Source organism: uncultured Desulfovibrio sp. (genome assembly GCF_944327235.1).
Taxonomy (GTDB): Bacteria; Desulfobacterota; Desulfovibrionia; order Desulfovibrionales; family Desulfovibrionaceae; genus Desulfovibrio.
The window spans coordinates 1-19579 of record NZ_CALVHE010000049.1 but is presented as its reverse complement, the minus strand read 5'-3'; the positions used below and the strand labels follow the sequence as shown (position 1 = coordinate 19579).

Below are 19579 nucleotides of genomic sequence, written 5' to 3'. Positions count from 1 at the left end.
TTTTTGAAGGATGGATGGGGGGCACGGGGGGAAGGAAGGGGACTTTTTTGCAAAAAAGTCCCCTTCCTTCCCCCCGCTGCTCTCAAAGCCCCCTACACCTCTTCTTCCGACTCAATGCGCGGGACAGCCACCTCACGCTCGCCGGGGAGGGGGGCTTCCAGCTCGGCCTTGTCGCCGACGTAGGGATTGAAGTAGCCGAAGCGCAGCCAGGGACAGGCGCGACGCAGACGCTTCATGAAGGCGGCCAATCCCATGCTGGGGCTTTCGGTAAGGCCCTCCATGAGCCGCAGATACCATTCCGGGTCGATATTGAGATTGCGCCATTGGATCATGCTCACGCCGCAGCGGGTCACCAGCTCGGTCAGGGCGGCGAGCTCCTCCTCGCAATCGGTGATGCCGGGGAAATAGAGCAGATTGAGCGATACCCAGAGGCCATGACGGCGCGCGGTCTCGATGGAGGCGCGCACGTCATCGAACGTATAACCGTGCGGCCGGTAGTATCGCTCATAAAGCGCGGGGCGGGCACTGTTGAGACTGACGCGAATGCTGCTCAGGCCGACCAGCGCCAGCCGTTCAACGGCATCGGTGCGCGAGGCGTTGGTATTGCAGTTCACGGTCCCGCGGCCGCCCTGCTCCCGGAAGAGGCGCACGCTTTCTTCCAGCAGGTCGGGATTCATGAGGGGATCCCCCTCGCAGCCCTGCCCGAAGGAATAGACCGGACATTCCGTCTCCCGGCTTTCGTGGAAGCGCATGACCTCCACCACTTCCGCAGGCGTGGGGATGAAGGTCAGACGACATTGCGGGGTCACGGCAACGGGCGAATCCTTTTCCTGCTCGGAGATGCAGCCCACACAGCGGGCATTGCAGGCGCGGGAGGTGGGCAGCGGCGCTTCAAAGCGACCGAGCGCAAAGTTGCGGGCTGCCGGACAGTCATAACGCATGACGCAGTTCTGCAGGATGTGCTGCACGAGCCGGTTCTTGGGGAAACGCCGGGAGATCTCCCGCACATTGCGTTCGATGCGCCCACGGGCCACGCTGCGGAACTGCTGGCGTCTGTCCTCGTCCACCCGTTTCGCGCAGATATAAAAGCGGCCGTTGGCAAAGCCCACGGCGCCGTAGGCAAAGAGCGGCAGCAGGGGCGCGTCCTCACGGGCCACATAGGCGGGATGCGCGGACAATGTATGTGCGGGCGCGGCAAAGGCGGCCACGGCCAGCTCGTCACAGGGCACGATCTCGCCGGATTCGGGATCCAGCCCTACAGCCGTGCGGCCCGGGAGCAGAAAGAGCTCGCTCTCTTCCGGCAGCGGCATGAGTTCATCGGGACGAGGCAGGCCCCATTGCGCTCCTCTGCGGCACACCATGAGCAGGTCGGGGTCGTCATAGATATTTCCCTGAGCATCGGCCATCACCATCTTCGGCTGAATATGCATAAAACATCCTTGCCCCGTGGGGGCTGAAAGTATATACCTGATGGAGCGACGTGCCCGCCGCCCCCTGCTCTGGCGGCACGGGCGCGTAATCCTGCGCACAGAGGCCGCCATGCTTTCCCTGATGATCTTTGTCTTTCTCTGCTTCCTTGGTATGCTGGGCATGTTGTATTTCATGCTCCGCAATCAGGAAAAAATGTGCCAGACCCTGCGTGAGGAGCACGCGCAGACACGTCTGCTGCTGCGCGCCCTGGAATCCCGTCTGGAAAACACCATGCGCGGCACGATCCCGCCCGTGGGACTGGACAGCCCGCAGGAGACGGAAAGCATCCCGCAGCATGACCCCCTGCTGCATCTGAGCTTCGACGAGCCCGCCGCGCCGCCGAGCAAGCCCAGCACGGACCCGGCGCTGGATCTGCACATGGACGATCCGCTGCCCGCCCGGAACTAGCGGGATCAGCCCGCATCACGCAAAGACGCCGGTCTTGTCCGCAACGCCCCCGCCCGGACGTGCGGGAGGTTCCGGTGTGCAGGACGGCCCATCACCGCGCACCGCCCGACGGCTATCCTGTCCATCCATTCCCGCCCATGACGCGGGCAGGCATCACATGCCGCTCTGACCGGCGTAGCCATCGCGGGCCTCCGCCAGATAGGCCGCGCGCAAGGCGCGCACTGTGGGATCAGGGGACGAAGCCAGATCCTCCGCCCACAGCAGACAGGGCAGACGCAGCACCCGCTGCCGGATCGCGGCGGCACGACGGCGGCGGCTCTCCACCAGGCTCTGCCGTTCTTCCGCCGAAAATGCCCGCAAATGCTCACTGAACGCCCGCGCTCTGTGGATGGCCCTGTGGCGCGCGTCCACGGCCGCCAGTCCGGCGCGGCGCAGCTCGGCCATGCGGGCGGGCGCGGCCAGCAGCGCACGCAGTCGCGCCGCTGCGTCGCCCGCATCATGCGGCGTGTAGCAGACAAGCTCCTCATCCTCGACAAAAAGTTCCGTGAGGCCGTGACCAATGCGCGGGGTCAGCAGACAGCTGCCGCAGCCCAGCGCCTCGAATACGCGAAAATTCAGGTCTTCGTGCTCACATTGATTGAGCACCACCCGCGCCTGCGGATACAGGCGACGGTAAGCGCCACGGGTGACGTGCAGACTGGGGACGGCTTCCCCCAGAGCGCGCAGGAAAGCGGCACGCAACGGCGTATTGTCCGACACGGTGCCCACGAAGAGCGCATCCCAGCAGCGCACCGCCGTCTCATCCGGGCGGTCTTCGTCCCAGGCAAAGGCCGGCGACCACCAGATACGTTCCGACGGCAGGAACTCCCCGGCAAACCGCGGCAGATGATCCCGCAGCGAGACGAGACAGGCGTCAAAGGCTTGTGCATACCACGGCTGCCAGCTGTGGATGTGCGAATCCACACTGTAAAAAACCGTGAAGCAGGGAAAATCCTCCACACCCAGCACGAAGGGGGGACGGCTCTTGTCCGCCACCACCACCACATCCGGCACAAAACCCGCCTGGCGCACCACATCCTGCCAGCCGAGCACGCGCGGCTCCTCGAAATTGCAGAAAGCCACCTCGTCCCAGCCGGTCTCCCGCAGGCTTTGCCAGAAAAACGGACTGCCTATCCAGAATAATCGTCGCATACTCCCCCGGCGCACCCTTGGCCGCCATAGCCGCGGCATACGTTGCCAACGTGCGGAAAACATGAAATACTTGCGCACCGTAGCGCCGGACGCCCGGCAGCGTCAAGCCAAGTCCCGGAATCCCTCATGCCCAGCCGTCGATTGCGCCTCGTGGCCCGCGTCATGGTGGCCACCCTCCTTCTCGTCTGCATGGTTTTGGCAGGGGGCGTCTACCTGCTGCACCGCAATTCTCAGGCGCTGACCGCCCATGTGCTGGAATCCTTCACCGCCGCCACCGGACTGACGGCCAAAGCGGCCTCGGTGGACATCGTGCTGCTGCCCGTCCCTTCGGTCTACATCGGGGATGTCCACGTCCAAAGCGACGAACTCCATCTCTCCGTGGCCTATGCGTCCTTGCGGCCCAGCTTCTGGAAACTGCTGCGCGGCGAAGTATGGCCCGCCCATGTCCAGTTGCTGCGTCCCGTGCTGACCGGCCGACTGCCGCTGGAGAGCCTGACCCGTCCGCCGTCCCTGGAAGGCGACCCGTCCGCTGGGGCAGGCCTTGCCCTGCCTTCGTTGCCGGGAAGCCTGCGGCTGGAGATGCAGCAGGGACTGATCGACGTCACGGCCACGGACGGCAGCCGCCTCGTGCTGGATAATCTGGGGCTTGATCTCGATGTCGGGCCGCGCGACCACATTGACGGCAAGGCGCACTGGTCGCTGCTGCGCATCGGCGGCAAGGACGGCATCCTGCTCACATCGCGCCATGTCGATCTGGAAGGCGAGGCGAGCCTTTCCGCCCCGCTGGCGAAAGACTCCCGGCTGCGCCTGAAAGGCCAACTGCAGTACAGCGACTGGTTGCGCGAGCTGCGCGCCGATCTGCACTGGAAAGGCAGCGGCGGGCTCTGGACCGTTGCCGGTCGTCTTGACGGCGCGTTGACGCAAAACGGCCAGCCCATCCCCTTTTCTCTGGACGGCTCGGCCCGGCTGGCGGAAGCGGGCGCTCCCCGCGCCGAACTCAACGGTCTGCGCTTTACGCTGGATGCGGACAGCGGACAGCTGGACGGCACGCTGCATCTGCCGGGCAGCGAGCGCCCCCGCCTGAGCGGTCACTTGTCCATGCACCGTCTGAGTCTGACCCAGTGGCTCGGTTTTGCCCGGGACCTCGTGCCCGGCCTGCAACTTGCGCTGGACAACATCACTCAGGTGGAAGCGGATTTTGAACTGGACAGCGAGGGGTTGCGCGTCCCGGCCATCAGCGCCAGCTGTTCCGGCAGCCGCTTCAGCGGCACGGGCGGCGTCCCGCGCTGGGACAAGCCGGTGGTCACCCTGGAACTGGCGGCGCTGCAGGTGGATCTCGGACTGGCCATCCCCGAAGCCGTGGGGCAGCGCCCCCGGCAGCCCGCCTTTCCCTACGCTCCCCTGACCAGCTTTGATCCGCGCCCGGAATGCTGGGATCAGCTCGCGCAGCGAGAACGCCCGGCAGCGGCCGATGTTCCGGGATCTCCGTCGGCAACGGACGACCTCGGCTACGATATCCGCCTTTCCGCCCAGCGCCTGCGGTACGGCCCCCTGCGCCTGCAGGACGCCCGGGTGGACATCAGTCCGGGGAAACCGGCCTCCACGGGACTGGGGCGCGCCCGGCTCGATGTGCGCGCCGCCCTGTATGACGGCACGCTCACGGCACAGGCGACCATCGGCGGCGGTCCGGAGAAAACGGAATTCGACATTGCCGCCGGTCTCAAAAACATCAAGCCGTCCGCGCTTGGGGAACATCTGCCCGCCCTCCCCCTGCGGGGGGGACGCCTGCAGGCGGACACCGTGCTGCGCAGCGTGGGCGGCGACATCCCCGCCTTTCTGGCCAATCTGTCCGGCAAGGTCGCGTTGCGGGCCGACAACGGCAGCCTGCCAGCGGCAGCGGCGCTGGACTACGGGCGCCTTGCGCTGAAGCTGGATCTGCGGCAGGGACGCTGGAAACAGGGGCGCGTCGGCCTCACAGGCGCCTGGGATCTCGCTCTGGAAGGCAAAAAAGTGCTGGCCGACAGCAAGCTGGACGGTACGCTCTGGATCGGCGGCGACAGTCGGGCGGCGCTGGAAGATTGCGACGCCCGCCTGCACCTCACGGCTGACAGAGAATTTTCCGGCCTGCCGCAAGGATTGGATCTGAAGATGCTCGGCCGCCTGAGCGCCCGGGTCCATCCGCCGCAGCTCACGCTGCAACATACGGATATCAGCGCACTGGGCGCACATTATGCGGGCAGCATCGCTTTTGACGCCGGCGGCAAGGCTCCCGGCATCGCCGGGAGCGGCAGCCTGCGCTGCGACGACCTCCCGCGCACCTTCGCCCTCGTTGGCGACACGGCCCTGAAACTGCCGCAGGATCTGCGCTCCCTGCGCCTGCAGGCCGACTGGGAATACGCCGCTCGTCGCCTTGCCCTGAAAAAGTTTTCCACCCGCCTGCTGGACACCGATATCCAGGGGGAAACAAGCATCACGTTCCAGGCAGTCCCCCATATCCATCTGGCCCTCTCGACGCCGTTCGTGGACATCGATGCCCTGCGCCGCTGCCTCAACCCCGAAGAGGCCGCCGCTAACGCCCGCCGCGAGGAACAGATCCGCGCAGCCAAAGCCGCTGGTCGTCCCATCCCGCCGCCCCCCAGCCCACCGGTCGGTGATCTCTGGGATCTACGGTTCCTGCAGCGCTTTTCCCTGGAAGGATCGCTGCACGCGGCCCGCGTCCAAAGCTGGAAGCTCACGCTCACCGATGTGCGCCTGCCCCTCAAGCTCTCCGACGGGAAGCTGGACTACGATCTGCAGGCCAACCTGTACGGCGCGGCCTTGCGCAACACCGGCCATGCGCAATTCGATCGCGGATTGCGCATGGAAAACCGTCTGACGGTCAAAGCACTCGACCTTGCGCCCGCCAGCGCGGCACGCGGCGGCGAAGCGCGCGTCAGCGGCATGGCGTCGGTGGAAGTCACCGCCACAGCCGCCGTCAATGCCTCGGGACAGATGCCCGCCGCCATCAGCGGTTCCTGGAAGCTGCTCGTCCAGAACGGTTCGCATCAGCCGCTGGACAAGCAGGGACGGGAAAAGGGCAAGCCTACCCGTTTCACCCGTCTCAGCGCCTCCGGCGATATCCGTCAGGGCGTCGCCCGCAGCGGCGACCTTTCCCTGCGCAGCGAGGACATGAACGTCACGGGCGGCGGCTGGATCAATCTCGTCAACGAGACGCTGGAATGCTCCCTGCGTGTGGATACCCCGACCATGGACAATATCCCTGTGCGCGTGTACGGCAGCCTGCATGACGTCAAGACAAGCATCAGCGCGGGGACCGTGCTGCTCTATGCCCTCAGCGGCATAGCGCAGGGCCTCACCGGTCTGGTGGGCGGCCTGCTGGACGGCGCGCTGGGCCTGTTCCGCTAGGTCCTGTTAACACTATTTGCAGTTTGTTTGGGGGGAAGAAGCCCTCCATCCCTTCCCCAGCGCGCGTTTACCGGGAGAAGAGCCAGGAATACGCGAGTCGCCCCCGCTCCAGAGACAAGTGGCGTGTGTACAGTGGATTTATTCTATCCATTGAAATTGTTTGCAAAATTTGTGATAACAGCCCCTAGGGCCTGCCGACATCATTCCCATCCTCCAATACCTCCCCCGAGGTGCCCATGCCCCGCCCCTGTTTGTGCGCCCTCCTCCTCAGCCTTACCGTTCCTGCCCTGAGCGCAGCGGGCATGTTCGGCATTGCGTCAGTGTCTGCGCTGCTCGGCCTCGCGGGCCATACCGCTCCGATCGCCCTGGTCGTCGTTCCTTTTCTGCCGCCTCTGGCGGCGGGCTGGCTGTGGGCGGCGCGTTCGCGCCTGCCGGAGAGCTTCCTTGTCCGCTGGCTGCCGCTTGTCCTGCCGCCGCTCCTTGCCGCTCTGGCGTTGAGCTGGCACTACCGCGCCGACCCCGACGAGGCATGTTGGGGCGGGGGCGCATCCGTCCTTGTCATGTTGTTCGGCCTGCCGGGCGGAGCGGGCTATCTCGGCTTCTTCCTCGGTGTGGCTCTGGGGCTGCGCAAGCGAGAGGCCGCCCTTCGACGGGGTGCCGGGCTGGCCCGGCTGCTGCTCGTCGTCAGTGTCTTCGGTCTGCTCACGGGCCTGAACCTGCACGCCGTCATCAGCCGCACCTTCTATACCGATGCGCATACCGACAGGTCCGACACCTGGGATGATCTCGCCCCCTTTTCCGAGGGCAACCGCCTCCCGCGGCCCGCCACACCGCCTTCTCTGCGTATTGCCGCCAACCATCCCCGGTTGACCGGCACAGAGGACATCCGGCTGCTCTATGCCGCTCTGGCGCAAGCCGTTTATGTGGAATTCGATCCGTTGCTGATGGAGGAGTTCATATCCTGCTACGAAAATGCGGATCAGGCCATTTCCGCTTTGGCCGACGGAGAAGAGGACATGGTCTTCTGTCCGGAACCCGACGCCGAGACCCTGCGGACATTGAGCGCGCCGGGCAGCCCTCTCGAGGTGACGCCGCTGGCCCGCGCCGCGCTGGTCGTTGTCGTCCACCGGGACAATCCCCTGTCCGGCCTGACGCTTGCACAGTTGCGGGACATCTACAGCGGGAAGATCACACGCTGGTGTGAAATCGGCGGCCCGGACGCGGATATCCTCCCTTTCCAGCACGCTGCCGACGACGCGGCACAGACGTTCCTGCGGGAACACATCCTGAACGGACTCTCCCCGCTGCCCCCTTTGCGTGAGGAGACCTTTCCGCAGGGCTCCCGGATGCAGGTCGCGGACTACCGTAATCTGCCTTCTTCCCTCGGCTTCGACTTCCTCACGCGCCTGCGACTGCGTTTTTCGCCCGATGAGGTGCGCCTGCTGACTGTCGACGGGTCAACTCCCACCGACGAAAACATCCGTGAAGGTTCCTGGCCGTTCTCCCTCACCTACGTTCTGCTGACCCGCCGCTCGTCGAGCGCCGAGACGCGCGCCTTGCGGGACTGGCTGCTCGGCCCGGAAGGCCGGGATCTCATCACACGCTGCGGCCTTGCGCCGCTTTCCCGCTGACGAAGCGCGACCCGGAGTCGAAGCGCGGATGTCCGGCCCGCGGGACGGACGTTGACAGGCCGCGCCGCACGCGGTACTCCGGGAAACACCCTACATCAACCGAGCGCACGTCGCGCCGCAAGGAGGATATGATGAACATTCTTATTTTCGGCCCCAACGGCAGCGGCAAGGGCACGCAGGGCGATCTCGTGAAGCAGAAATATCATCTTGCCCACATCGAGTCCGGGGCCATCTTCCGGGAGCATATCGGCGGCGGTACCGAGCTGGGCAAGAAGGCCAAGGCCTATATCGACCGCGGCGACCTTGTGCCGGACGACATCACCATCCCCATGGTGCTGGAGACCCTCAAGACCCGCGGCAAGGACGGCTGGCTGCTGGACGGCTTTCCCCGCAACATGGTGCAGGCCGAAAAACTCTGGGAAGCCCTGCAGAAGGAAGGCCTGAAGCTGGATTACGTCATCGAGATCCAGCTTGCCCGCGAAACGGCCAAGAACCGCATCATGGGTCGCCGTCTCTGCAAGAACAACAACAATCACCCCAACAACATCTTTATCGACGCCATCAAGCCCAACGGTGACGTCTGCCGCGTCTGCGGCGGTGAACTGACCGTGCGCAGCGACGATCAGGACGAGGCCGCCATCAACAAGCGTCACGACATCTATTATAATGACGTGGACGGTACGCTGGCCGCTGCCCACTATTTCAAGAAACTGGCCGATCAGGGGCTGACGACCTACATCGAGCTGGACGGTTCCGGCAGCATCGACGCCATCAAGGAGACCCTGCTCTCCCAGCTCAAATAGAGCATGTTGCCTTTGAAAAAGGCAACATGCGAGGCGGCGGCACAGCGCAGCCCGGCCCAAACCACGCGGAATGACCGCGCTTTTCCGCGAAACGCCAGGCCGTATGGTTTCAACGCCAAGCGTTTCAAACGGAAAATGCTCCAAGCCCCGCTCTTTTGCATCTGTCCGTGGCGGACCTCTGCGGAGGTCCGCCATTCTTGTCTTTCCCGTTCCGTTTTCAAAGCGCTCCCCACACTGCCGGCATTTGCGGATGTGCGCCCGCGCCGGTCCCGGGTCTGCTCGGCACACCCGCCCGCGACAAAGAAAAACCCCGACGCGACCGGGTCGGTCTCGCGTCGGGGCGGGCATAAGGAGTTTTCTGTGGATGCGCGCGGGGGAGGGATACCGCCACGGCGCCCTCGCCATGTGGTCAGCGCGCGTACGTTCGATCCCGGTGCATGGTCGCTTTGACTTTTCAGAGCGTTTTGCCTTTTTCAAAGGCCAAACGCTCTACGGCTTCAAAGCTGGAAAATGCGACCGCTCCGGCATGTATCAGCGCCAACGTATCGCGCTTATGCCTTCGCGGCTGCCGCCTGCGTGAGCAGGCGGCAGCGGTGTTTCGGCGCGAAAAGCTCTAGAAGCTGTAGTTCAGTTCCTCGAAGTAGGCCTTGGGATGCGCGCAGGCCGGGCACATCTCCGGAGCGTGGGCCCCTTCCACCAGGCAACCGCAGTTGCGGCAGCGCCAGACCACCGGCTTTTCCCGCAGGAACATGCGGCCTTCCTTGATGTCCTTGGCCAGCGCCAGGAAACGCCGCTCGTGATAGGCTTCCGCCACGGCGATATTACGCATGACGGCAGCGATCTCGGCAAAGCCTTCCTTTTCGGCCGTGGCCGCAAAGGAGGGATACATTTCGGTGTGCTCGTGGTTCTCGCCAGCCGCCGAAGCGATGAGGTTGCTGTGGCTGTCCGCGATGATACCGGCCGGGAAAGCCGCCGCGATCTCGACTTCGCCGCCTTCAAGGAATTTGAAGAGACGCTTGGCGTGTTCCTTTTCCTGCAGGGCGGTTTCCGTAAAGATGTCGCTCACCAGCGCGTAGCCGTCCTTCTTGGCGGCACCGGCAAAGAAGTCATAGCGGTTACGGGCCTGAGATTCACCGGCAAAGGCGGTAAGGATATTTTTTTCGGTCTGCGTACCTTTCAGAGATTTCATATTTTTCCTCCTGCGGTTCTTCCCGCTGTTGTTGTCGCCGTGAGTTATTGATAACAATTCTCAATAAAGCCGTCAAGCGTTTTCCTTGCCTAAATAACCGCTCCCCAGCACGGGCCAAGGCTTTACGGAAGCCGGAGCAGAAGCTACCATCCGCACGGCTGCCCGCATGGCCCCACGGTCGCATATCTCGTGGCCGCGCGCCTCCGCTGCCTGCAGCCACACGAACAAATCGTTTTTACCCTCGGAAGATGATGACGGCGTTCTGGGCTCTGACAGGTCTCTTTCTTTCTTCCTTTCTGGCCGCGACTCTTTTTCCGGCCCAGTCCGAGCTGGCCCTGGCCGGGATGCTGGCCGGGGGGGTCGCGCCTCCCGCTCTCCTCATCGGGGTCGCCACGCTGGGCAATACGCTGGGCTCACTGGTGAACTGGCTGCTGGGCCGCTGGGCGCACCGGCTGGGCGAACGGCGCTGGTTCCCCCTGAAAGACGACGCCTTGCGCAAGGCGGAGATCTGGTATCACCGCTATGGACGCTGGTCGCTCCTGCTCAGCTGGGCTCCCGTCATCGGTGACCCCCTGACGCTGGCCGCCGGTCTGCTGCGGGAGCCGCTCCTCCCCTTTCTGCTGCTGGTCACACTGGCCAAACTGGGCCGCTATCTCGTCATTGCCTGGCTTGTGCTGTGACGGTCTGCCGGTCCTGCCGCCGGGGATGGACCGCCGTGCGGCCCGCCTATTTTTGCAAGGAACGAGAAGAAACTAGATCAGCTTCTTGATGGCGTCCAGCACGGCCGCATAATCCGGCTCGTGGGTCACTTCGGGCACCAGCTGGCTGTAGGCCAGTTTGCCGTCCGGCGCGATGACGAAAACGGCCCGCGCCAGCAGACGCAGCTCCTGGATGAGCACGCCGTAATTCCGGCCGAGGCTCACGTCTTTGTAATCCGACGCGCTTTCCACGGCGGTCACGCCCGCCGCGCCGCACCAGCGGGCCTGCGCAAAAGGCAGGTCGCAGCTGGCGGCCACGATCTTCACCTTATCGGAAAGCGACGCGGCTTCCGTGTTGAAGCGACGCACTTCCATATCGCACACAGGCGTATCCAGCGAAGGCACGCACACCAGCACCAGCACCTTGCCGGCATAGTCCTTCAGACTGCGGGGGCTGAGATCATTGGCCGCCAGGACGAAGTCCGGAGCCTTTTCGCCCACGACCGGCAGGCTGCCTTCAAGATGCAGGGGATTTCCCTGAAACGTCACAGTATTCATTGCTTGTCTCCACATATTTTTATTGAGGCTACGGAAGCGAGCGGCACTTGTCAAGAACAATTCCTGTTAACGTGGGACGTCTTCCCAGATGAGGGCGCACCACTCGCCGTCGATCAACCGACGGGCCGCAGGCAAGCCGCACGCGCGGTACGCCTGCTCCACGCCGTCAGCCTGGATCTCCAGCAGACCGGAGAGCACCAGACAGCTGCCGGCCGCACAGGCCCGCACGATGTCCGGGGCCATTTCCGTAAGCGGACGGGCAAGGATATTGGCCAGCACCACGTCGTATTGCTCCCGCACGGCGTCGATGCTGCCCTGCGCCACCGGGAAGGCCCCATCCTCGATATGGTTGAGCGCGAGGTTCTCCAGCGCATTGTCCACGGCCAGCGGATCGATATCCAGCCCTCGCCCGCGCAGCCCGAACAGGCAACAGCCGATGCCCAGCACGCCGGTACCGGTGCCGAGATCGAGGAAACGCTGCCCCGCGGCAAGCCGTCCCTCGTCCAGCAGATCGCTGATCACCCGCAGACAAAGGGCCGTGGTGGCATGATGCCCGGTCCCGAAAGCGCTTTTGGGTTCGATGATGATAGGCGTGCGGCCGGGGAAATCCGTGACGGCCTGCCCGGCCAGCCACGGCGGCAGTACGACGAAGCGCGTCCCGCAGGGGACCGGCGTGAAAAACTCCCGCCAGGCGCCGAGCCAGTCCTTGTTCTCAATGGGCGCGCAGACGCTGACGGCCTGAGGGAGGGCTTCCCGGATGCGTTCCAGCAGCGTCCGGAGGAAATCCTCCTGCTCGCAATGGATACGAAAACGCGTTTCTCCTGAGGGAAGGCTCTCCTCTTCCCAGCCGAAGGCCACTTCCAGCGTGAGCAGGCCGGAAAGGCGGTCATAATCCTCTTCCGGCACAGTCACTTCGAGACGATACAATTCCTTGTTCATGGCCCCTGCTTAGACCGCGGCCCGCTCCCTGTCAAGGCGGGGAGGGCCGTCTTGCCTTGCGCCCGGATTGCGGATAAGACGGCAGGGAATCATGTCAAGGGAGTCAGTATGAGCCAGACCGCCACCCCATCCCCGGCCGGGACGACGCCTCCGCCCGCGCTGGACGACCTGCTTGCCCGGATCCGCGCCACCTTCGATGTGGATTTCGAGCCGCTGGTCATCGATGATCTGTCGTTCGATGTCCTGTCCATCCGCAATATGCAGCCCTATCTGGACGGGATGCTGGCCCGCAAGGCCATCCGCAACCCGCTGAAAGACCTGCCGCTCTGGGCCAAGGTCTGGCCCGCCTCTTTCGTACTGGGGCGCTATCTGCGCCACTTCGAGCCGCAGGGCAAGCGTTTGCTGGAGCTGGGCGCGGGCTGCGGCACCTTGAGTCTCGTGGCGGCCCATTACGGTTTTGCCCGCATCGTCTGCACCGACATCGTGCCCGACGCTCTGCTGTTCACCGAAGCCAATGTGCTGCGCAACGGTCTGGAAAACATCATCAGCGTCGCGCATCTGGATGTCACACGTCCCGGCAAGGATCCCCGCTTCGCGGAGGGCTTCGATCTCGTGGCCGCCTCGGAGATCCTCTATCTGGATGAGCTGCATCGTCCGCTGCTCAAATTCCTCGGCCGCCATCTGGCGCCGGGGGGCAAGGCGCTCTTCGCCACGGATCTGGCGCGCGCCAAGCCGCATTTTGCCAAGCTGGCCGCCAAGAGCTTCCGCGTGGACGAACGCCGCATCGGCCTGACCAGCCATGACGAGGACGGCAAGGAACAGCGCCGGGCCTATTCCCTGCTGGTGGTGGAGCGCGCATGAACACGCCCATCCAGCTCCATCCCTGCCCCAAGGCCTATACCCGCGATCTGGACAAGTGCGTCAGCCCCAGGCAGACCATCGAGCGCGTCCGGCAGACGCTGGCCGATTCCGGACTGGACGTGCTGGCCGAGACCCGCCGCGTGGACACGGGACGGCTCGGCATACCGGTCTACCTGAGCGTCTGCGGCCGGGATGCCCGACGCATCATGCCCACGCGCAAACAGATGGGCAAGGGATCCTCCGCCGAGCAGGCGCAGGCCTCGGCGCTCATGGAACTCATGGAGCGCTATGCCTTCTTCAGTTTCTGGGAGGCCAGGCCCCAGATGGTGACGGCCACCTGGCAGGAGGCGGAACGACGCTTCGGCAGCGAGCTCATGCCGGTGGAGGAGATCCTGCGCTCTGTGGACGACAGTCTTGCGCCGGAAGCCGCCCGTGACGTGTTGTCCACCGTGCGCTGGTCCTTTTATCCGGCCACGCGCCTTGCGGACGGCAAAACGGTCTGGACGCCGCTGGACTGGTTCAAGCTGCTGGGCGAGTTCAACGGGACCTCGGCCGGCAACAGTGCGGAGGAATCCCTCCTGCAGGGACTGAGCGAGCTGATCGAACGGCATGTCTGCTGCCGTATCGACCGAGAACGCCCGACCACGCCCACCATCGACACGGCCCGGCTGGACGATCCGGTGCTGGACGACCTCTGCCGCCGTTTCGCGGCGCAGGGCATCCGTCTCGTGCTCAAGGACTTTTCGCTGGGTATGCCGCTGCCTACCGTGGCCGCGCTGGCCTGGGACCCGGCGACCTTCCCGGAACGCTCGGAGATCGTCTTCACGGCCGGGACAGCCTCCAGTCCGGCCAAGGCGGCCATCCGCGCCGTGACCGAAGTGGCGCAGCTGGCGGGAGATTTCTGCACCAATGCCTGCTACGAGGCCTCCGGCCTGAGCAAGTTCGAGCGACTGGAGGACATCGAGTGGCTGCTTGAGGGGCCTGTCGTCCCGCTGGGCAGTCTGCCCGGCGTGGAGGCCCCCGACATCCGCGACGAGCTGCTGGCCGCCATCCGCGGTCTGGCTCCGTTCAACGTCTATGCCGTGGACGTGAGCCACCCCGCCCTGCGCATCCCGGCGCATTACAGCATGGCGCCGGGCCTTGCCTTCCGCGAACGCGACCGCAACCAGAGCCTTGGTCTCTTTGTGGGGCGCAAGCTGGCCGAAGAAGCCGGGGAGGCGGAGGCCCTCGCCGGTCTGGATGTGCTGGAGCGCCACTACCCCGGCGCGCACTTCCTGCCCTTTTTCCGGGGGATGCTGGCCCTGCGCGCCGACAGACATGAAGAAGCCCGCCAGTGCTTCAGCGAAGCCGCCGACTGCCAGCCGGACGCCGACGCCACCGCCCTGGCCCATTTCTATGCCGGGTACGCCGCCACCCTCTGCGACGACTGGGAAGCCGCCCGCGCGCCGCTGGCCGAAGCCTGCGCCCTCTGTCCGGACATGAAGGAATACGGCAACCTGCTGGGCGTGGCCAATTTCAGGACAGGCCGCTATGCCGAGGCCGCCGAGGCCTTCCGGGCCGTGCTGCGTGTGGACAAGGGCTCGGTCATGGATATGGCCAATCTCGGGGTCTGCTGCAAGCTCCTCGGCCGGCGGGACGAAGCCCGGCATTATCTGGAAGCAGCGCTGGAACTGGACGATTCGCTGGACTTTGCCCGGCGGCATCTGGACGAGCTGCTCGACGACGGCGAAGAAGGCTGATCCCGCCGGTCAGCCCGCACGCGGTCGGACCGCCGCGCAGACTGCACTGCCATGTCCGGCAGGCACGCCACAGCCGCACAGTGCGGCAGCATGAAACATTCGACACGGAGATCCGGCCTCGCCTGAGGATTTCCAGCAGGAGAACGAACATGACCAAGCCCAGGATCGGATACGTAACGGCCATGTGGAAACGTCCCGAACTGACGGACATGGTGTTTTCGCATGTCGCTTTCCTGAAAGAGAAACTGGCCGACAAGCTTGAGCTCATCCCGGCCGTGGCGGGATCCGAAGGCGATGTCAGCCGGGCCATTGCCGAGAGGAACGGCTTCCTGTACGCGGAGGCCCCCAATTCGCCGCTGAGCAACAAATGGAACGCCTCCCTTGCGCTCCTGCGGGAACAGGATGTGGACGGGGTCTGCATTTTCGGTTCCGATGACCTGCCCAATGAGACCTATTTCCTGCGCCTTCTGGAGGAACTTTCCCACGGCAGGGATCTGCTTGGCGTGGACGGCATGTATTTCTTCGACCAGTTCACGGGGCGCATGTTCGACTGGAAAGGCTACAGGGCTCCCCGCGAAAAGGATGTGCCCGGAGCCGGACGTTTCCTGCACCGTCGGTATATCGAGCGTCTGAATTGGCGGCTCTGGCCCGACGGTCTGGAATCCTGTCTGGACAATGCCATGTTCCAGCGTCTCCGGGCTCACTGCGGGCAGGATCTGTACTTTTATCAGCTGCGCCATGAAGAAGAGCGGATCGCCGTCGTCGACGTCAAGTCGCAGACCTTCATGAGTTCCATCGAAAGTCTGGCGGCGGCAGGCCCCATGACTATCATCGGCAACCCGTATGCCTTCCTGGAGCAACATTTCGACAGCGCGCTTGTCGCCAAACTTTTCCTCCCACAGACGCCCCGGCTGACGGAAGAGGATCTCCCGGTCTCCGAGATCTGGAAAAACTCCGCCCCTCATGGAAAACGTACGGACACGGAAGGCAATATCTTCTGCGTGGCCCATCCCGCGCTGCTCGGCAGCCTTGCCCACGACGCCCTGTTCGCGTTCCAGCAGATGGGCAGGGCGGTCCGTACCCTCACGCCGCAAGAATTCCTCATGCGGGAGCCGCAGAAGAACGATATTTTGTATGTGCAACCGGTGGACTGCTATAACAGTCAGGATCTGTTCACCCTGCTGTGCGCCAGTCATCGCCTGTATCGCGTGGTCGCGGATTGTCGCGGATTGCCGGACGGCCCGTTGCTGCAGCGCCTGTACGCCCTGCCCATCGCGCTGATCGGAGCGCCCGCCCGTACCGGCGTTCCCGCCACAGTACTGCCCCTCCCCTTCAGCGTACCGGCCCGGCCCTTGCCGTTCGTATTGCGCGGCAACATCATGGCGTCTCTCCTCCCCTCTGCCTTGATGGAAGAAGTCGCTTCCTCCTATGTCGCCTCCCAGCTACACGCCCGGCATGTGAATCTCTTTTTCGGTACGGATGAGGGGACGCCGACCAATGCGCTCTTGCAGAAAACGGGGATCTTCTTTTACAGCCAGTGGCGCTGCTTCAGCCTGCGTCAACTCTTTCAGGTTTCACTTTCCTGCGGCCGCCGCCCCGGGCCGGAGTTCTTCCTGTCGCTGGCTGGCGGCACGCCCGCGGTCTGCGTCGGCCGAGCGCCGGACGGGCTGCGCCCCGAGCAGGGCGTCTTTGAGACCAAGAACCTCACCGAAGCAATGAGCCTGCTCAAGCTGCTCACCAGCAATGCCGCCTGCTGGCAGCAAGCGTCCGATCGAGCCCTTGCCTTTGCCCGTGCGGGGCAGGCGGCATTTGCCGCCCAGTTCGGCAAACTCTTTCCGTAACCGGGGCTGAGGCGTCCGTCCGCCGACGCCGCAGCGAGGAGGAAGAGTTCCATCGAGGAGTTGCCAAGCACATAATTACCTACACAAGATTCCTCCTGAACGTGTTAACACAACTTCTACAAACTATTTCAGATAAAAAATATCCATACACGCTTCGCTTGCCTTTGGGGCGGAGTCGCCTCGCATCCCTGTCTCTTCTCCTATAAAAGCGCGGAGGGGAAGGGATGGGGGAAGGAGAACCCCTCCAGCGCTGACAGCGTACCGACGGGCGGCCAAAGGGCTGTGCCCGCGAGGTGACAAAGGAACCTTACGGGCATCGTCAACGCAGTAAGGAGTTTTCTTCCCCCTCAAAAGCGTAAGGTCGAGCTTACAGGCCCGTAAAGCCCAGCAGGCTGCGGGTACGGATGTCACAGTTCAGGCGGGCACCTGCGGAAGCGGCCTGCGCCAGCGCCGCGCCGTCATCGAGGGAGATGCGCACCGCCACAAGAGAAGCGTTCCCCCCCTCGCCAGCGGCGCCGTTCGCACCGGGCAAGGTCATGAGCTGCGGCGGGTAAACTTCCTCCACCTTGCCCTTCCAGACCGTCCCCGCGCCCACACGCGGCGCGGCGGCGGCCGTAGCGCCCTGCCCAAGGCTGATGCGGACGAGCTGACCGGCGCTGATGCCTTCGGCCTCCTCCACGGGGTAATAGGCCATCACCCACCAGGCGGACGTATCATCCGGCGCGATCATCAGCACAGGATTCCCCGGCTGCAGGGTCTGCCCGGCCGCCCCCATGACTTGCGTCACCGTTCCGCTCACCGGGGCATAAAGATTCTCATCCGGCGGCGGCAACTGCACCGGCTGATTCGCCCGTACGGGAGGCTGCCCCTGACGGGCGCGGGCAAGCTGCACCTCGGTACGGATGCGCTGCAATTCCTGATCAAGGGCCGCCCGCGACCGGCTGGCCTTCTCGTAGGCTTCGCGGGCCTGCTCCATACGCGCGCGGGCGGCGGCTTCCGCCTGCCGAGCCTTTTCGTAGGCCGCCTTGCCCTGATACGGTTGTATGCCGCGCAGGGCTATCTGCGCCTGCACATGCGCGGTGACGCTGCGATCCCGCTCCTCAAGGCTCACGGCCTCCTCGTTGCGGGCCTTGGCCAGACGGGTGACCATGTCCAGTTCGGCCGCCTGGGCCTGCTGCATACGCTGGGCCGCATCTTCCAGACCAGGCGCAAGACCGGCCAGATCCTGACCGGCGCGGGCGAGCTGCCGCGCGTAGTCGCTCACGTCCAGCCGTGCCACCACCTGATTGGCGTCCACATGCATACCGGGTTGCGTCATGACCTGCCGCAAAGGAGCACTATATTCCGGCATGACGGGGACCATATTGGCATCCAGTACGGCCCAGCGACTTTCACGCCCACCGTCGGAAAGCCACCAGAGCGCCAGAACGAGCAGCAAAGCGGCCAGCACCACCGTCAAGGGCAGCCAGCGCAGCCATTTCCGGCAACGCGCAAGGCGTCCGCTCTCTTCCGCTCCCGACCGGGGCGGCTCCTTGGGGGCCTCGCCCGACGGCATTTCCAGATACATAGGTTCGGACATGCTACCTCCCGTCACTTGCTGACGAACGTTCGCGGTTTGGATGCGGGGCACGTGGTCCGCGCCCCGTCATGTCTTCACTTTACAACAGGCACAAGGCTGCTTACAAGAAGCCTTTCCCGGCCGGACCGGCCAATTTTTTACTGGGAGAATTCCATGCCTGCACGTTTCGCCGCACTCCTGTGCTGTGTCTTCCTGCTGGCGGGCTGCGGAGCCCGCACGGTAGCCGTCATCGACGACAAGGGATTTGCGGAGATGAGCCGCCGTATGCCCGACGAAATGCGCGCCCGCAAACTACTGACGCAGGAAGGGGACTATTATTCCCGCCCTGCGGCGTCCCGCCCTTACGGCGACATACTCTACAATACCCTGTCGCCGGACTTCCTTTTTGATGACACCGGCGGGCATGTCTATCTCGGTGAGACGTTCCGGACCACGCGTACGCCCTCCAGTCGGATAAGCATCCGGCAAAACGGATTCATCCTCCGCCACCCCACTCAGATCGTGAGCGTATCCATGCTGGGCGAGCTGGATTGGGACGACAACGGCACGGACGAATGGCTCGTGTCCTGTCGGGTGGAACCTCTGAGAGGTTCACGCGTCCGCACCTACTATCTTCTGGTGCCGCCGCCATCGCGTCAGGGGCAGACGCTCAAGGCAAGCGTCGCCGCCCTGTACGAATGCTACGGACTGGCCTGCACCATGTACGTCAACCATGCGCTTGTCCTGCGCGGCGAAGGCAACGACAGCGGCGAGCCCGCCACACCAGTTCAAGACACCGTACCCGGCCTGCAACAGGTCACGGAACCGCCCGCAGCCGGGAAAAGCGGCGCCGTGCCCGGCGGACTGGAAGAACACAGCCTGTAGGGGCCAGTTTTAGAGCTTTTTCCGTTTGAAACGCTTGGCGGTCCAAACCATACGGCCTGGCGGTTCGCGGGAAAAACACAGTTTTTCCGTTCACTGTGGGCCGGACGGCGCTGTGCCCCCTGCCTCGCGTTTTGCCTTTTCAAAGGCAAAACGCTCTAAGCGGCAGACAGTGTTAGAGCAATCCACATTGAAAATGTGGATTGCTCTGGTAGTCGCGAGAGCGACTACCAGCAACCGAACACACGGAAAAACCACGCTTTTTCCGTAGTGTGAGGGCAGCGTCAGCATGGAAATTGGACACAATTTCAATGCGAATCCGCTCTAGATGTAGAGTGTCAATACGTTGTTCACCCTCTGCTCAGACATGAAGCTGGAGGTTTTCTGCCAAGAGCCGAATGGGGGC

The 19579-nt window shown here is 64.2% G+C and carries 15 protein-coding genes; 9 read left to right on the top strand and 6 right to left on the bottom strand.

The window, feature by feature from the left end:
• Positions 1-92: 92 nt before the first annotated feature.
• Entirely contained in the window at positions 93-1430 is a 1338-nt protein-coding gene (locus Q0K00_RS07925) for a radical SAM protein (RefSeq protein WP_297228427.1), read from the bottom strand.
• A 40-nt stretch (positions 1431-1470) separates the two neighbouring features.
• Here Q0K00_RS07925 and Q0K00_RS07920 point away from each other — a divergent pair, with 40 nt between their 5' ends.
• Complete coding sequence (locus Q0K00_RS07920) at positions 1471-1878, top strand: hypothetical protein (RefSeq protein WP_297228426.1); 408 nt, start codon at positions 1471-1473, stop codon at positions 1876-1878.
• Positions 1879-2031: 153 nt separating this feature from the next.
• Here Q0K00_RS07920 and Q0K00_RS07915 read toward each other — a convergent pair whose 3' ends face one another.
• The gene (locus Q0K00_RS07915) at positions 2032-3069 is read right to left on the bottom strand and encodes a glycosyltransferase (protein ID WP_297228425.1); all 1038 of its coding nucleotides are present in this window, start codon (positions 3067-3069) and stop codon (positions 2032-2034) included.
• 126 nt (positions 3070-3195) lie between these two features.
• Between Q0K00_RS07915 and Q0K00_RS07910 the strand changes: the two genes are divergently transcribed.
• From Q0K00_RS07910 to Q0K00_RS07900, 3 genes are all read left to right on the top strand, one after another.
• On the top strand, positions 3196-6474 hold the full coding sequence (locus Q0K00_RS07910; protein ID WP_297228424.1) for an AsmA-like C-terminal region-containing protein: 3279 nt from the start codon (positions 3196-3198) through the stop codon (positions 6472-6474).
• A 236-nt stretch (positions 6475-6710) separates the two neighbouring features.
• Positions 6711-8105, top strand: coding sequence for a substrate-binding domain-containing protein (locus Q0K00_RS07905; RefSeq protein ID WP_297228423.1), 1395 nt, complete (start codon positions 6711-6713; stop codon positions 8103-8105).
• A gap of 131 nt (positions 8106-8236) precedes the next feature.
• Complete coding sequence (locus Q0K00_RS07900) at positions 8237-8908, top strand: adenylate kinase (RefSeq protein WP_297228422.1); 672 nt, start codon at positions 8237-8239, stop codon at positions 8906-8908.
• Between the two features lie 613 nt (positions 8909-9521).
• On the opposite strand, the gene rbr is transcribed toward Q0K00_RS07900, so the two are convergent.
• Positions 9522-10097, bottom strand: coding sequence for a rubrerythrin (gene rbr / locus Q0K00_RS07895; protein ID WP_297228421.1), 576 nt, complete (start codon positions 10095-10097; stop codon positions 9522-9524).
• A gap of 248 nt (positions 10098-10345) precedes the next feature.
• Between rbr and Q0K00_RS07890 the strand changes: the two genes are divergently transcribed.
• A complete protein-coding gene (locus Q0K00_RS07890; RefSeq protein WP_297228420.1) occupies positions 10346-10777 on the top strand; it encodes a YqaA family protein in 432 nt (143 codons plus the stop codon).
• A gap of 72 nt (positions 10778-10849) precedes the next feature.
• On the opposite strand, the gene tpx is transcribed toward Q0K00_RS07890, so the two are convergent.
• Together tpx and Q0K00_RS07880 are read right to left on the bottom strand one after the other, a co-directional pair.
• A complete protein-coding gene (gene tpx, locus Q0K00_RS07885) occupies positions 10850-11353 on the bottom strand; it encodes a thiol peroxidase (RefSeq protein WP_297228419.1) in 504 nt (167 codons plus the stop codon).
• Positions 11354-11419: 66 nt separating this feature from the next.
• Positions 11420-12292, bottom strand: a complete 873-nt coding sequence (locus Q0K00_RS07880; RefSeq protein ID WP_297228418.1) for a 50S ribosomal protein L11 methyltransferase — start codon at positions 12290-12292, stop codon at positions 11420-11422.
• A 108-nt stretch (positions 12293-12400) separates the two neighbouring features.
• On the opposite strand from Q0K00_RS07880, the gene Q0K00_RS07875 reads away from it, so the two are divergent.
• From Q0K00_RS07875 to Q0K00_RS07865, 3 genes are all read left to right on the top strand, one after another.
• Positions 12401-13153 (top strand): methyltransferase domain-containing protein, encoded by a 753-nt coding sequence (locus Q0K00_RS07875; protein WP_297228417.1) that lies wholly within the window; start codon positions 12401-12403, stop codon positions 13151-13153.
• Positions 13150-14892 (top strand): YcaO-like family protein, encoded by a 1743-nt coding sequence (locus Q0K00_RS07870; protein ID WP_297228416.1) that lies wholly within the window; start codon positions 13150-13152, stop codon positions 14890-14892. The genes Q0K00_RS07875 and Q0K00_RS07870 overlap by 4 nt, the downstream gene beginning before the upstream one ends.
• A gap of 149 nt (positions 14893-15041) precedes the next feature.
• Positions 15042-16733, top strand: coding sequence for a hypothetical protein (locus Q0K00_RS07865; protein WP_297228415.1), 1692 nt, complete (start codon positions 15042-15044; stop codon positions 16731-16733).
• A 367-nt stretch (positions 16734-17100) separates the two neighbouring features.
• On the opposite strand, the gene Q0K00_RS07860 is transcribed toward Q0K00_RS07865, so the two are convergent.
• Complete coding sequence (locus Q0K00_RS07860) at positions 17101-18312, bottom strand: HlyD family efflux transporter periplasmic adaptor subunit (RefSeq protein ID WP_297228414.1); 1212 nt, start codon at positions 18310-18312, stop codon at positions 17101-17103.
• A gap of 153 nt (positions 18313-18465) precedes the next feature.
• On the opposite strand from Q0K00_RS07860, the gene Q0K00_RS07855 reads away from it, so the two are divergent.
• Positions 18466-19176: a hypothetical protein gene (locus Q0K00_RS07855; protein WP_297228413.1), complete on the top strand. Its 711-nt coding sequence runs from the start codon at positions 18466-18468 to the stop codon at positions 19174-19176.
• The last annotated feature ends 403 nt before the right edge of the window (positions 19177-19579 follow it).

What these genes read in the sequence shown, in the direction of transcription:
- Q0K00_RS07925 (WP_297228427.1), bottom strand. Translation starts at nt 1,430, where the DNA reads ATGCATATTCAGCCGAAGATGGTGATGGCCGATGCTCAGGGAAATATC.
- Q0K00_RS07920 (WP_297228426.1), top strand. Translation starts at nt 1,471, where the DNA reads ATGGAGCGACGTGCCCGCCGCCCCCTGCTCTGGCGGCACGGGCGCGTA.
- Q0K00_RS07915 (WP_297228425.1), bottom strand. Translation starts at nt 3,069, where the DNA reads ATGCGACGATTATTCTGGATAGGCAGTCCGTTTTTCTGGCAAAGCCTG.
- Q0K00_RS07910 (WP_297228424.1), top strand. Translation starts at nt 3,196, where the DNA reads ATGCCCAGCCGTCGATTGCGCCTCGTGGCCCGCGTCATGGTGGCCACC.
- Q0K00_RS07905 (WP_297228423.1), top strand. Translation starts at nt 6,711, where the DNA reads ATGCCCCGCCCCTGTTTGTGCGCCCTCCTCCTCAGCCTTACCGTTCCT.
- Q0K00_RS07900 (WP_297228422.1), top strand. Translation starts at nt 8,237, where the DNA reads ATGAACATTCTTATTTTCGGCCCCAACGGCAGCGGCAAGGGCACGCAG.
- rbr (WP_297228421.1), bottom strand. Translation starts at nt 10,097, where the DNA reads ATGAAATCTCTGAAAGGTACGCAGACCGAAAAAAATATCCTTACCGCC.
- Q0K00_RS07890 (WP_297228420.1), top strand. Translation starts at nt 10,346, where the DNA reads ATGATGACGGCGTTCTGGGCTCTGACAGGTCTCTTTCTTTCTTCCTTT.
- tpx (WP_297228419.1), bottom strand. Translation starts at nt 11,353, where the DNA reads ATGAATACTGTGACGTTTCAGGGAAATCCCCTGCATCTTGAAGGCAGC.
- Q0K00_RS07880 (WP_297228418.1), bottom strand. Translation starts at nt 12,292, where the DNA reads ATGAACAAGGAATTGTATCGTCTCGAAGTGACTGTGCCGGAAGAGGAT.
- Q0K00_RS07875 (WP_297228417.1), top strand. Translation starts at nt 12,401, where the DNA reads ATGAGCCAGACCGCCACCCCATCCCCGGCCGGGACGACGCCTCCGCCC.
- Q0K00_RS07870 (WP_297228416.1), top strand. Translation starts at nt 13,150, where the DNA reads ATGAACACGCCCATCCAGCTCCATCCCTGCCCCAAGGCCTATACCCGC.
- Q0K00_RS07865 (WP_297228415.1), top strand. Translation starts at nt 15,042, where the DNA reads ATGACCAAGCCCAGGATCGGATACGTAACGGCCATGTGGAAACGTCCC.
- Q0K00_RS07860 (WP_297228414.1), bottom strand. Translation starts at nt 18,312, where the DNA reads ATGTCCGAACCTATGTATCTGGAAATGCCGTCGGGCGAGGCCCCCAAG.
- Q0K00_RS07855 (WP_297228413.1), top strand. Translation starts at nt 18,466, where the DNA reads ATGCCTGCACGTTTCGCCGCACTCCTGTGCTGTGTCTTCCTGCTGGCG.